Source organism: Paenibacillus wynnii, assembly GCF_000757885.1.
Taxonomy (GTDB): Bacteria; Bacillota; Bacilli; order Paenibacillales; family Paenibacillaceae; genus Paenibacillus_AQ; species Paenibacillus_AQ wynnii.
In genome coordinates this window covers 2,322,146-2,335,543 of sequence record NZ_JQCR01000002.1, presented here as the reverse complement: position 1 = coordinate 2,335,543, position 13,398 = coordinate 2,322,146, and the positions used below count along the sequence as shown (strand labels likewise).

The window sequence follows — 13,398 nt, the reverse complement described above, 5'->3', positions numbered from 1 at the left end:
TTATTTGGTAAAGATAATTTGGTAGAGTTGGTGGGCCTGGTGTGATTTGGAGTAGCTTGGTGTAGGTGGGCGTGCTGGGTTTTCTGTGTTTGGTGTTGTTTGGTGTTGTTTGGTGTAGACTGGTTACTTGGTGGGCTTAGATATTCGGTTACCGAATTACTAGGTAGTCGGCTTGTCTGCTAAGTGAGCGCAGTGCGGGCTACGGGTTACTAGGATTTGTCACGTTTGTCACGTTTGTCACGTTTGTCACGTTTGTCACGTTTGTCACGTTTGTCACGTTTGTTAGGTAGCTGGTTCGCCGTTTACTCTTAGAACCCAAAAAGCGACCCTATGCAGAAATTCTGCACAGAGTCGCTCCCATTAGCTTCCTTGTTCTTTACCGATCCAACCGCATTATTTCTTATTCATCTTAAACTTCAAGAACAGCTCATTGTAATGGGCGAGCATTCGTTTGCCAAGATTGTCGTACACTTCCAGCCGGTCGGTAATCTCGGCAGGCGGGTAAAAGCGTGTATCCTCCGACACCTCAGACGGGAGCAACTTCAGCGCTTCAACGTTAGGTGTGGAATAGCCGACGTATTCCGCGTTCTTGGCGGCAATCTCAGGCCGCAGCATGAAATTGATGAATTGATGCGCCCCGTCAACATTAGCCGCTGTGCGTGGGATGACCATATTGTCGAACCACTTATTGGAGCCTTCCTCGGGTACAACGTATTCAAGCTTGTCATTCTCACTCATAACCTCGGATGCATCACCTGACCATACGATGCCTACGGCAGCTTCCTCATTCGCCAGCAGCATTTTAATCTCGTCTCCGACAATAGCCTTTACATTAGGCGAGAGCTTATTCAACTTGGTGAGCGCTTCCTGTAAATGCTCCTCATCCTGATCATTCACGGAATAATGCAGACTGTTGAGCGCCATGCCCATCACCTCACGGGCACCGTCCACCAGGAATATGCTGTTGTTCAGCCTCTTGTCCCATAGGGAGTCCCAACTCGTAAAGTCTATGCCCTGTGTCATTTCCGGATTGTAAATGATCCCAACCGTTCCCCAGAAATATGGCACGGAGTACAGATTGCCCGGATCGAACGAAAGATCCATAAACCGTGGATCAATATTAGACAAGTTCGGGATTTTAGCAGAGTCCAACGGTACCAGCAGCTTCTCTTCCTTCATCTTAGCGATGGCATAATCAGAAGGGATGACTACATCAAATGTGGTTCCACCCTGCTCCACCTTGGTCAGCATCGCTTCATTGGAATCAAAGGTCTGATAGATGACCGTGATTCCCGTCTCCGCCTCGAATTCTTCCAGCAGCTCAGGCTCGATATAATCTCCCCAGTTGTAGATCGTCAGTGTATTTTCTCCGGAATACCCTTCATTGGAGTTCATCCATGCACCCAAATACATGAGGGCAAACGCCGTAAAAATAATAGCCAACAACGTATTTACTAGCTGTTTCATCTAGGCACCCCCAAGTCAGCAACAGGCTCAGCGACATTCGGGCGCGCTTTTCGGCGATTCAGGAAGTAGTACCCCACCACTAGCATGATGGTAAACAGAAAGATCATCGTCGATAGCGCATTAATGGATAGGGATACCCCCTGCCGGGCTCTGGAATAAATCTCAACCGATAACGTGGAGTACCCATTGCCAGTCACAAAGAATGTAACCGCAAAATCATCCAAAGAATACGTGAGCGCCATAAAAAATCCACTAAATATCCCCGGCTTAATAATCGGCAAAATAACCTTCGTTAACACATCCCTGCGGCTCGCCCCCAAATCTCTAGCGGCATCCGTTAAGGTTGGACTCATATCCTGCAAATGAGGCAATATCATCAATACAGCAATAGGTACGCTAAAGGCTACATGTGACAGCAGCACCGACGTAAACCCTAGCTTAATGCCCACGATGGTGAACAGGATCAGGAAGGATGCCCCGATAATGACGTCCGGACTGACGATAAGCACATTGTTCAACGACAGCAAAGCATTTTTCGCCCGTCGGTCACGGATACGCTGAATCGCCAGCGCCCCCACAATCGCAATAATAGTCGCAATAGCCGAGGACAAAAGCGCGATAACCAGCGTATTAATGACAATAATCATCAGCCGGGTATCATGAATTACCTCACGATAGTAGTCAAGCGTAAAGCCTTCAAACCCATGCATGGTCCCCCCGCTATTGAAGGAGTAATACATCAGATAAAAAATCGGTGCATAAAGAACGGCAAAGACCAGAACCAGATACACATTGGAGAATCGGTTATTATTTCTCATGCCGCACCTCTTTTCGAGAACCGCCCCACAGAATCATAAAGAGCGCCATAATGGCAATCAGGAAAACCGCAACCGTCGAACCCATACCCCAATCCTGTGTGACGAGAAAATGCTGCTCAATCGCGGTACCGAGTGTAATAACCCGGCTTCCAGCAATCAGGCGAGTAATCATAAATAAGGATAAGGCCGGGATGAAAACAGCCATACAGCCGGAACGAACACCCGAAATCGTCAGCGGAAAAATAACCCGTCTGAACGTTGTCCAGCTGGAAGCACCCAAATCCCGGGCCGCATCCAACAGTGATAGATTAAGCTCCTCAAGCGCACTGTAAATCGGCAGAATCATAAACGGTATAAATATATAGACGGATACGAACACGAAGCTGAAGCCTGTAAACAGAATTTGCTGTTCCCCGATTCCTAACACATCCAGGAAAGTATTCACGGGCCCGAAGGTGCCGAATATGCCAATGAAAGCGTAAGTTTTGAGCAGCAGATTAATCCATGTCGGCAAAATAATCAGCAACAGCCATAATTGCTTATGCTTGGTTCGGGTCAGTAAATATGCCGCCGGATACGCGATCAGGAGTGAAAAGACTGTAATCAAAAACGCGTACCAAAAGGAGTTCAGCGTCATTTTCAGATAAACAGGTGTAAAAAAGTTAACATAATTATCCAGCGTCAGATGTCCATCCAGATCAAATAAAGAGTAATAGATAATTAGTAGGACCGGAGCCACTACGAATAAAGCAATCCATAAATAATAAGGGATTAGGTAATACGACTTGCCCTTATTGTTCATGGCTCTCCACCTCGCTGTAAGCTTCGAGACGTCTGTCGAATTCTTCCTCCGTTTCACCGAACCTCATCACATGGATCGCTTCTGGATCGAAGTACAGACCGATTTCACTGCCTACAACCGCCTTACGTGTTGAATGGACGAGCCACTCATGCCCAGATTCATCATAACAACTGATCTCATAATGAACGCCTCGGAACAACTGGGAATCTACACGCACCCGCAGCTTACCCTGTTCCAGTGTGGAGATCTCAAGATCCTCCGGACGGATCACAATCTCTACAGACTCATTAGGTTTAACCCCAGCATCTACACACTCAAAGCGGTGACCATTGAACTCCACTAGATAATCCTCAATCATCACGCCGGGAACGATATTCGATTCCCCAATGAAGTCTGCTACGAACCGGTTAATCGGCTCATCATAGATGTCGTTTGGCGTGCCGCTTTGCTCGATTTTCCCTTTATTCATAACAAAAATCCAGTCTGACATCGCCAGTGCTTCCTCTTGATCATGCGTAACAAAAATAAAGGTGATCCCCAGCCGCTGCTGCATTTCACGCAAAATATACTGCATCTCCGTACGCAGCTTCAAATCCAGAGCAGACAGCGGTTCATCCAACAGCAATACCTGCGGCTCGTTAACAATCGCTCGGGCAATCGCCACACGCTGACGCTGACCTCCCGACATTTCATTAATGGCACGCTGATCATAGCCGACCAGATTGACGAAACGCAGCGCTTCCTGAACCTTTTGCGCGATTACATCTTTTTTCAGCTTCTTAATGCGTAGACCAAAGGCCACATTCTCAAAAACATTCAAGTGCGGAAATAACGCGTAATCCTGAAACACCGTATTGACCTGCCGTTCGTTGGCGGGAATGTGGTTAATGATTTTACCGTTCAGATAAATAGAGCCCTCTGTCGGCTCCGCAAATCCCGCGATCAGACGCAATATAGTTGTTTTTCCACAGCCGGACGGACCTAGCAGCGTATAGAACTTTCCCTTTTCAATCTCAAAACTTACTCCCTTTAATACTGGATCTTCGTCGTCATACCGCTTAGTAACCTCGGCAAAAGAAATGATAGTCCCTTCCTCGACAGCTATAGCAAACAACCTCCCTACTTAAAATAGTCCATTTTTATGAAGTGCTTATTCTCTTTTATTCGACATATTATTAATAGATATAGCATATAGGAAATATCATACATTTGCGATAGTCTATCCTTTAAAACTCCCAATTTTAAAACTTAACAAGTTCGTAAGAACTGAACTAAATTCTGCCCACTGCCCGGTGCTATAATGTAAATGACTGAAAGATAATGCTCTGTTTCCTAATTTTATGAAAAGAGATGAAGGACATGAACGAGGGGTTACAAAACCGCCTTGAGAGATATGGTTTATCACTTTATATGATACGGGTAACGCTTGCCGCGTCCCTCTCCTGGATGGCCGTAAATGCTTTATATGGCAATCAATTTTTATACTTTGCACCGCTTGCTGCGATTCTTATTACTCAGGGAACCGTGAAGGCTTCACTCGAAAAGGGTATTTACCGACTACTTGGCATATTCCTCGGGGGAGTTGTCAGTCTTTTCGTAGGGCGCTTCTTCGATGTAGGCGGCTTCTCTATTCTGATCATGCTGCTGCTTGGAATCGGAGTTGCCACCGCCTGCCGCATTAATATCCAGGCCGTTACGCAAATCGGTGTCACTTCGATCCTTGCACTTAGCTTCTATCAGGACAGCTACGTTCTGTGGCGAATCACCGAGACCTTCATTGGTGTAGCCATAGCCGTAATAATTAATATTATTATTGTTCCCCCTAATGCCTTCGTCAAGGCCAAACGCATGACCTATGAGAGCAGTCTATTACTGGCAGATGCACTCAGCGGCCTTGCTACGGGTGGACGCGGATATAAGCAGGCTGCGGATGCTCTAGATCAGGCAGGCCGATGGCTTAAGCGCGGGGGGCAGGAGCAGAAAGAGCTGCATTTCACCTTATCCCACTACAAATACCGGAGCGAACTGAAGAAGCTGATGACTTCGACAGCCCACTTGAAGGTAATTCATTCGTATATAAAAGGAATTGCGGAAGAGATACAGCTCATCCCGTCGCATTATGTAGCCGCCGACTGGATGATAGAGATAGTAGAAGTTACCGCCGACTGTATTGCCATCTATGGCACCAAAGCTCTGTCTGAGGATGCTGATTGCCAGACTTCACTTGCGGATAACCTCCGCCGCGCTCGTGAGCTGCAGCTTGCCAGCTTTTCAGATCTGCAAGGACGGTGTTCCTTGACAGCCATCCGCGATCTCGGAGCTGTTTTCTCTCATTTAAACCGATTGCTTGACGAGGTAGAGCGTGCAGAGTTTGATACCTACGCTGCGGCTAGTGATCCATCGGGGCTTGAGATGGCTCGGGCCGTTCGATTTGTGAAAAAGGGACTCTCCCAAAAGCTATAGCTTTGGAGCGTCCCTATTTTTATTTGCTGTCATATAGGGGTCTAGCCCTATCAAATGTTCGCCCTATCGTCCCGTAAGTGGCCCCTGCCAAACGACTTACTGGCTTCAGCTTATCGATGTTAATCCGGCCATTCTCATAAAGCTCATCTTCAATATAGAATACTAAGACCTCGCCGATAATCATATCGGATGTACCCAGATCGACGTGCTGCACCAACCTGCATTCCATGGCGATCTTACATTCCTGTACACGCGGAACCTTTATCTCTTGTGCCGGAACCGTCGTAAGCCCCGCGAGACTGATTTCACTAATCCCATGTGGCGCATTAATGGAGGTGTAGTTTATCGCTTCGATATTATCCTCGTCTACAATATGAACCACAAATTCCTTATGGCTCAGTATGTTACGGGAGGTCCCCTTCATCTCCCCATTCGGCAACCGATTACAGGAGAACATAATCATAGGCGGATCATTATTTACAATGTTGAAGAAACTAAACGGTGCTGCATTCACAATTCCCTCTTCATCTATAGAAGTTACAAAGGCAATAGGTCTAGGTACAATACTGCCGATCAATAGCTTGTAATTATCATGAACCGTCTGTGTTTCTGCACGGATAAACATTTACATCCCCCTTTTTTCCATTGGTAACCAAATGAATTATACTTATATATATCATAACCCATTTGTCATGCCTACAACTAAGGAGTGATTCCCCTGGATTATCGTCAGCTTGGCCCTAGTGGACTACAAGTATCTGCTCTCGGACTCGGTACGAATGCCTTCGGCAAACGGGCCGATCAAACGGGGTCCATTGAGATTATACATGCAGCTTTGGATCAAGGTATTAATTTTATAGATACGGCCAATATTTATGCAGGAACGGAGTCCGAGCGTATGATCGGAGTGGCGCTTGAGGGCAGACGGCAGCAGGCCGTTTTAACAACCAAGGCCGGACTGGTTGCCAGAAAAGGCCCGAACGGATCGGGCTCTTCCCGCCACCATCTTATGCAGGAGCTGGAAGATAGCCTGCGCCGCCTAAGAACGGACTATGTTGATCTGTACCAGATCCATACCTTTGATCCGCGAACCCCGCTTGAGGAGACCTTGCGAACGTTAGATGACATGATTTCCTCAGGGAAGGTACGCTATATCGGTGCCTCCAACTATTGGGCTTGGGAACTCATGAAAGCTCTCAGTATCAGTGAAGCGAAGAACTTCTCTCGATATATATCCATTCAGTGCAGCTACTCCCTCGCAGACCGGACACCTGAGCAAGAGCTTGTGCCGCTTTGTCTGGATCAAGGCATTGGAATGATCCCTTACTTTCCGCTTGCCGGAGGTATTTTGACCGGAAAATACAATGCAGGTACCACCGCGCCAGCAGGCTCTCGTGCAGATACGGACCCTAATTTCCGCCGATTTCTCAGCGACAGCCGTATTAAGCTAGGAGAAACCATTGGGCATATTGCCGCAGATCTCGGACATTCGCCTACTGCACTTTCTTTAGCATGGCTGATGGGCAGACCTGCCGTTTCCACTGTTATCGTTGGTGCCACCAAGGTCGAACAGCTTAAGGAAAACTTGAAAAGTATCTCTATTTCGCTAGATCAGCACACGCTGGACAATCTCGATCAAGCCAGCAGCTCTTTTCGTCATGGAGAGCCGTTCGCCTTTTACCGTTTACCACAATAAAGAATCCGTTCGTATCCTACCAGCAGCCCAAAGGAGTGTTTTTCAGTGGAACAACTAACTTCTCAACATATAGACGACATGCTTGCAGAACATCGGCATTTTTTTGACAGCGGCATTACAAGAGAGGCTTCGTTTCGAATCCAGCAGCTGCAGAAGTTGAGGGAGGTCATCCTTCGCAACGAAAGCCGAATCTTTACCGCTTTGAACACCGATCTTCATAAAAGCGAATTCGAGGCTTACTCCAACGAAATAGGCTTTGTCCTCGACAGTATAAGATCCGTGACTAAGAAGCTGAACCGGTGGATGAAGCCTGTGAGGGTCAAATCGCCCCTGCATTTATTTCCGTCCAAAAGCTATACGATAAGCGAGCCTTACGGAACGGTACTCATTATAGGCCCGTTTAACTACCCGTTTCAATTGCTGCTGGAACCTTTGATTGGAGCGATGGCTGCCGGTAACGGAGCTGTCCTCAAGCCCTCAGAGAGTACTCCGAGAGTCTCGGCCCTTATTCGGGATATGATTAGTGAAACCTTTGATAAGTCCTATATCCGTGTAGTGGAGGGTGAAAGAGAAACCACATCCCTGCTTATTCACGCTAAATTCGATTATATCTTCTTCACTGGAAGTGTGCCGGTCGGCAGGATTGTGATGGAGGCAGCTGCCAAGAACCTCACCCCTGTAACGCTGGAGCTTGGGGGTAAGAGCCCTGTCATAGTCGACAAAAGTGCTAACCTGAAGCTTGCAGCCAAGCGCATCGTCTGGGGTAAGCTGATTAATGCAGGTCAAACCTGCATCGCCCCTGATTATTTACTTGCTCATAGTGATATTGCAGCTGAGCTGATTTCGCTGATCAAGCATTATATCACGGTATTCTATGGCTCCGATGCGCAGAACAACCCTGATTATGGCCGGATCGTTAATGAACGTCAGGTTCAGAGACTAGCCGGGTTAATTGAGCGTGATAAAGAGAAAATAATTATGGGCGGTAAGGTGGCACCGGAGGATTTATACGTAGAGCCTACTCTGCTCTACCCTGTAACCTGGGATCAAGCTTCGATGGAGGATGAAATCTTCGGGCCCATACTCCCGATCATGGAGTACAGCCATTTAGAGGAGGCCATCCAGACCATTAAGGACCATCCCAAACCCCTGGCATTATATCTGTTCACAGAGGATAGAAATGTGGAACATGAGGTTCTGAGCAGAGTTTCCTTTGGTGGCGGTTGTATTAATGATACGATCTCCCATGTAGCCAGTCCCAACCTTCCCTTCGGCGGAGTCGGTAACTCAGGTATGGGTGCTTACCACGGCAAACATAGCTTCGACCTCTTTTCCCACCGCAAAAGCATTGTAAAACGCAGCACGAGGATAGACCTCGGCGTTGTCTACCCGCCTTATAAGGATAAGGTGAAGCTTGCTCGGAGGATTTTGAAATAAGCTGGTTGCAATAAAAATAAAAAAGGGCCATTCCTATAAGGAATAGCTCTTTTTTTATTCAGCGGGTTGCAATGTTCCATCTACTATTAGTGCTCTCTCAAACAAATCAACAAGATGAGCATCATAATGAATTCCCGACAATCGTTTCAACTCTGCCATAGCAATCGTTGCATCAAGCCCTTTCCGGTAAGGCCGGTCTGAAGTCATGGCATCGAAAGTGTCAACAATTCCGATTATCTTGGCTTCCAGCATAATCTCATCTTCTTTCAGGCCGTAAGGATATCCCGAACCGTCCAGTCGTTCATGATGTTGGAGAATAATGTGGCTAATATTATTATAGTAAAGATCCTTCACTAAAACATATCCATCGTAAGAATGACGTTTAACGATATCAAACTCCTCTTCCGTTAAACGCCCTGGCTTATTCAGAATATCTTCTGGAATATTAATCTTTCCTACATCATGGAATGCGGCCGCGAAATATAAGTCTTCCAAACGGTCCTTCGATAGCTTTAACATTATGGCTAATTGCAAACAGTATTTCTGTACTCTTCCGCTGTGCTGATAAGTATAATTATCCTTTTCTTCCACTTTCTTAACTACAGTTGCGAGCTTTCCAATCATAGAACTAATTAAGTGGAACGCAGGTTTAGTAGTATACCACAACATCTTTATATCAGTTAAAACATTAAAAAACACCGAATCCTGTAGTTGCTGCGAGTAAAAATAGTCGCCTCGTTTTAATACAACGCTTTTTTCATCGACGTTACTTGTGCATTCACCTTCAAGTATGTAAAAGAACTCCAGCGTCTCTGCATCTTCACTAGGGTACACATAAAATACTTTTCCTTTTTCGATAGTCTGTAGAATCACTTCCGAGCCGTCACCCCTTGCCAAGAGGAGGAAGTTGGAAGATCCTTGTTGTTCTTGTTCTATGCCATCTCCGTCTTTTCCAAGGCTCAAGCCCCTCATGTGATTCGCTCCTTCCTTACATAGATACAGCTATAGGGTCAATCCAAATCGTTGTATCAGCCAGCTTCACCAAAACCCAACTGCATTCTGCTTTAACTCCAAGCTTAGCGGCTTGTCTGATGGCTTCTTGAGAGATTGCCAGCGTTTCATTATAGAGGGTAGTACTAATTTCATTTAAGACTTTAGTATATTCTGCCTTGCGCTCTGCCATCAATTTGGTTAAAGTTAATCCCTTTTCTTTAATCTGAATCTCTCTGATCTCAGCTACATAGGTAGCTTGCAGTGCATCTGCTTCAGCAACCGCTGTGTCAATTTTTGCGGCTATTTCAGCGTTAGCTGTCTCAATAATTCTTAAAGCCTCTTGTTGATTCTTAGTGAGAGTAGTAGTATCCGTTGTTGCTGCAAAGACAGAAGTGCTTACTAGAAATAAGGCCAAAAACAGGATTGAGCTGCTTGCTAGTACTTTTTTAAACATTTAAGCCATCCCTTCTAATTTTAACTTTAGTTTTATATTATTATAGTATGCGTTGGGCATGTTTACCAGTTACAATACTGCTATTTGTGACAATTCACATAGAAATGGGATCGGTATAATCAAGACTTTAAACGATCTGCTAACTGGCTCTTTATCCAGTCCTCCACCTCTCTTTCAACAATCGGTCTATTGATATAATAGCCTTGTATTTTGTCGCAATTGGTTTGTTCGAGAAAAGCAAGCTGTTCTAACGTTTCCACCCCTTCTGCCGTAACGCTCAGCCCCATGTCATGACCAATAGTCACTATAGAGTTTGCCAAAGACATATTGTTAGGGGTATCAATGCTGTCTATAAAAGATTTATCAATCTTTAATGTATTTATCGGCAATTGCTTCAAATAACTGAGTGAAGAATAGCCTGTTCCAAAGTCATCCAAGGCAATACTGACCCCTTTATCCCTCAGAAGCTCCAGCTTAGCACCAATGGTCTCAAAGGACTCCATGAAGATCGATTCCGTGATCTCAAGCTCAAGAAATTCCGGAGATAGCCCTGTTTCTTCCAGGATTGAAAGTACCACATTCGAGAATTCTTCAAGCATCAATTGAATGACGGAAATATTAACGGATACCCGATACCCCTCATAACCCTTTCCATGCAGGTCCTTAATGAAGAGGCAGGCTGTACGCAGCACCCATTCACCGATCGGTACGATTAATCGACAATCTTCAGCAATTCTAATAAAAGAGAGTGGGGAGACGAACCCTAACACCGGGCTATTCCAACGCAATAAAGCTTCAAAGCCCCACATCTCTCCAGTAATATTAACTATAGGCTGGTAATGCAAGGAGAGCTCATTATTTGGAATTACATTTCTTAGATGCTTTTCAATAATCATTCGTTCATCAAAATGCTTCTGCATCGCTTGTCCATAAACAACATAAATTCCTTTACCGGCTTCTTTGGCTTTGTACATGGCGATATCGGCATTCTTCAGAAGTTCTTCCGCATTCATACCATTCTCAGGATACGTGGCAATGCCTATGCTGGTAGAAATATGAACAACACTCTCCCCTAGCTGGAAAGGCTCCTTGAAACCTTGAACCAAAGCCTCTGCATAGGCAATAGCCTCACTCGCACTTGTAATATTCTTTAGTAGAATAACAAATTCATCACCGCCAAAACGATAATGCCTGCTTTGATCATCAGACAGGTCGAGCAGACGCTCTCCCACTTTAATTAGCAATTGATCGCCAAAGGTATGCCCCATCGTATCGTTGATATACTTAAAGTTATCAATATCCAAAAAGAATACTGCCGCATGACCGTCGGGATTTTCTTCAATAAATGATTTCAACTCTTCACCTAATGACAGGCGGTTAGGCAAGCCACTGAGCACATCATTATAGGCCAACAGCCGATATTTCTCTTCACTGTTCTGCAGCAGTTTCTGATTCTCTACTACCTTGTTGTACTGTCCCAGCAGCTCATCCTGCAGTGCCGTAAGTTCTTCATAAGTAGATTCCAGCTCCTGATAGCTCATTTGCAGCTTGGTCTCGTACCCTTTGCGGTCTGTGATGTCAATTATCGATCCCGCAAAGCGAATATATTCCCCGTTTGAACTCCGCAACACCTTGCCCCGGGCCTGAAACCACTTATATTCTCCTGACTTGGCAACCATCCGATATTCACTGTAGTAATAAGTCGTCCGGCCCTCCAGATGCTGGGTCCGCTGCATATTTTCCTCTTCGATATCCTCCGGATGAAGTAGCTTTTTCCATCCGCCCCGCGTCTCGTCAACCTCATCCCTCTCATACCCAAGCAATTCATACCAGCTGTCTGAGAAATAGTAAACCATTGTGGACATATCCAGATCCCAAATGACCGCATCAGAGCCGTAAGCCGCAAGTCCAAATCGCTCGTTGCTCTTCTCCAGGTTTTTTCTTATCCGTTTGACTAAGCCCACATAGAACAAAAGGATGGCAATGAATGCAAGCAATACGACAAAGGCCCCGATAATGCTGAGCACAAGGCTTTTATACGTCTCATAAAAGGAGAAGGGCTTATTCATAACCTCGCTTCCCTTTGGCAGTTCCCGCAAAGAAATGTGAAACCGCTGCAGTTCATTATAATCAAACACCTTACGAAGGGTATCCCCTGAAGATATAGGAATGCTATTAGGATTGTCTCCGTGTAGTATACGCAGCGCCATCTCTGCAGCTCTCTGACCCTGAATCCTTCCACTGATCATACTTCCGCCAAAAGCACCATGGTTTAATCCAAAATCATAAGTATGGTAAACCGGTACACGGCTGTTCTCACTGAGTTCACTCGAAAAACGGCCGAATTCAATAATTCTTCCTGTGGCGTCACTAAAATATGTAGACATAAGAATGATACTGTTAGAAGGAAGTGTCGAAACCTTAAGCATGATTTCTTCACTAGTTAGGCGGTTCATAGGATAAGCCTGCAACCCAAGATCTAGAGATAATATCTTATCGATAATCATTTGGCCCGTGGATGCGCCACTCTCAGAATTATCAAAGAGCACATAAACTTTATTAATAGAAGGATTAATCTCTAAAGCCATGGTTAGAGTTTCTGTAGGATCAATTTCTTCTAGCACACCGGTAATGTTATTTCGATCTTTGATTCTTTTCACATCTGCCTCATTCACCCCGCTAAAAATAATAGGGGCATCACTCAAAAGCTCCTTGCGATATTTCATAGCAAAATCCAAGGCTGCATTGTCCGTAGCAACAACTACATCTATAGGAATAGACTGATATTTCGCTTTAATCATAGTATAAAAATTATTCAGGTTTTCGTTCGACGGATAACGCTTCCAATCTAAATACTCACTATGGATAGTGGGTATAGTATCGGCTTTTTTGAAACGGTCTGCTATCCCTTCATTCTGGTCATCGGTCCAATCAAAGCCTTTATGGTATGAATTAAGAATCAATACATTCGGGGCTGAACCTTGCTTCGCACTAACGGTTTCCAGTCGAAAGGATACCGTCATACTAAGGAACAGAATCATAACAAGGCTATAAATCGACATCCTGAGATAGATTCTTTCATCCCCCATATTTACACTCCCATTCGTCTTCGCTTAAGACCTTATACCCACTAATAAATCGGGAAATTTCGACAATATTAACTAATTCGTGGTTCTTTTGCTCATTCCTCTTTTCCTTTTTAAAAGCCATACTTTTTTGAATAGAATAAATTATGCAAGATGTATGTCAACCGGTTGACATACATCTT

The 13,398-nt window shown here is 45.1% G+C and carries 11 protein-coding genes; 3 read left to right on the top strand and 8 right to left on the bottom strand.

The genetic code is table 11. The features are described from left to right. Positions 1-393 precede the first annotated feature (393 nt). The 4 genes from PWYN_RS13115 to PWYN_RS13100 are packed head-to-tail and all read right to left on the bottom strand — an operon-like array spanning position 394 to position 4,201. Positions 394-1,467, bottom strand: a complete 1,074-nt coding sequence (locus tag PWYN_RS13115; protein WP_036652320.1) for an ABC transporter substrate-binding protein — start codon at positions 1,465-1,467, stop codon at positions 394-396. Beyond that, positions 1,464-2,285, bottom strand: a complete 822-nt coding sequence (locus PWYN_RS13110) for an ABC transporter permease (protein WP_036652316.1) — start codon at positions 2,283-2,285, stop codon at positions 1,464-1,466. Before PWYN_RS13110 ends, PWYN_RS13115 begins: the two co-directional genes overlap by 4 nt. Then, positions 2,275-3,087 carry an ABC transporter permease gene (locus PWYN_RS13105; RefSeq protein WP_036652314.1) on the bottom strand — a complete coding sequence of 271 codons (813 nt, stop codon included), beginning with the start codon at positions 3,085-3,087 and terminating at the stop codon, positions 2,275-2,277. Before PWYN_RS13105 ends, PWYN_RS13110 begins: the two co-directional genes overlap by 11 nt. After that, positions 3,077-4,201 (bottom strand): ABC transporter ATP-binding protein, encoded by a 1,125-nt coding sequence (locus PWYN_RS13100; protein ID WP_052087927.1) that lies wholly within the window; start codon positions 4,199-4,201, stop codon positions 3,077-3,079. The genes PWYN_RS13105 and PWYN_RS13100 overlap by 11 nt, the downstream gene beginning before the upstream one ends. Positions 4,202-4,446: 245 nt before the next feature. On the opposite strand from PWYN_RS13100, the gene PWYN_RS28075 reads away from it, so the two are divergent. Beyond that, positions 4,447-5,550 carry an FUSC family protein gene (locus tag PWYN_RS28075; RefSeq protein ID WP_052087926.1) on the top strand — a complete coding sequence of 368 codons (1,104 nt, stop codon included), beginning with the start codon at positions 4,447-4,449 and terminating at the stop codon, positions 5,548-5,550. Positions 5,551-5,569: 19 nt separating this feature from the next. Here PWYN_RS28075 and PWYN_RS13090 read toward each other — a convergent pair whose 3' ends face one another. Next, the gene (locus PWYN_RS13090; protein WP_036652311.1) at positions 5,570-6,175 is read right to left on the bottom strand and encodes a flavin reductase family protein; all 606 of its coding nucleotides are present in this window, start codon (positions 6,173-6,175) and stop codon (positions 5,570-5,572) included. A 93-nt stretch (positions 6,176-6,268) separates the two neighbouring features. Here PWYN_RS13090 and PWYN_RS13085 point away from each other — a divergent pair, with 93 nt between their 5' ends. Together PWYN_RS13085 and PWYN_RS13080 are read left to right on the top strand one after the other, a co-directional pair. Continuing rightward, positions 6,269-7,246, top strand: a complete 978-nt coding sequence (locus PWYN_RS13085) for an aldo/keto reductase (RefSeq protein ID WP_036653812.1) — start codon at positions 6,269-6,271, stop codon at positions 7,244-7,246. A gap of 3 nt (positions 7,247-7,249) precedes the next feature. Continuing rightward, positions 7,250-8,683 (top strand): aldehyde dehydrogenase, encoded by a 1,434-nt coding sequence (locus PWYN_RS13080; RefSeq protein WP_276203424.1) that lies wholly within the window; start codon positions 7,250-7,252, stop codon positions 8,681-8,683. A 54-nt stretch (positions 8,684-8,737) separates the two neighbouring features. On the opposite strand, the gene PWYN_RS13075 is transcribed toward PWYN_RS13080, so the two are convergent. The 3 genes from PWYN_RS13075 to PWYN_RS28070 form a co-directional block, all read right to left on the bottom strand. Beyond that, positions 8,738-9,655 (bottom strand): HD-GYP domain-containing protein, encoded by a 918-nt coding sequence (locus tag PWYN_RS13075; protein ID WP_036652309.1) that lies wholly within the window; start codon positions 9,653-9,655, stop codon positions 8,738-8,740. Between the two features lie 16 nt (positions 9,656-9,671). Next, on the bottom strand, positions 9,672-10,130 hold the full coding sequence (locus PWYN_RS13070; protein ID WP_036652307.1) for a hypothetical protein: 459 nt from the start codon (positions 10,128-10,130) through the stop codon (positions 9,672-9,674). Between the two features lie 119 nt (positions 10,131-10,249). After that, entirely contained in the window at positions 10,250-13,219 is a 2,970-nt protein-coding gene (locus PWYN_RS28070; protein WP_052087925.1) for an ABC transporter substrate binding protein, read from the bottom strand. Positions 13,220-13,398 lie beyond the last annotated feature (179 nt).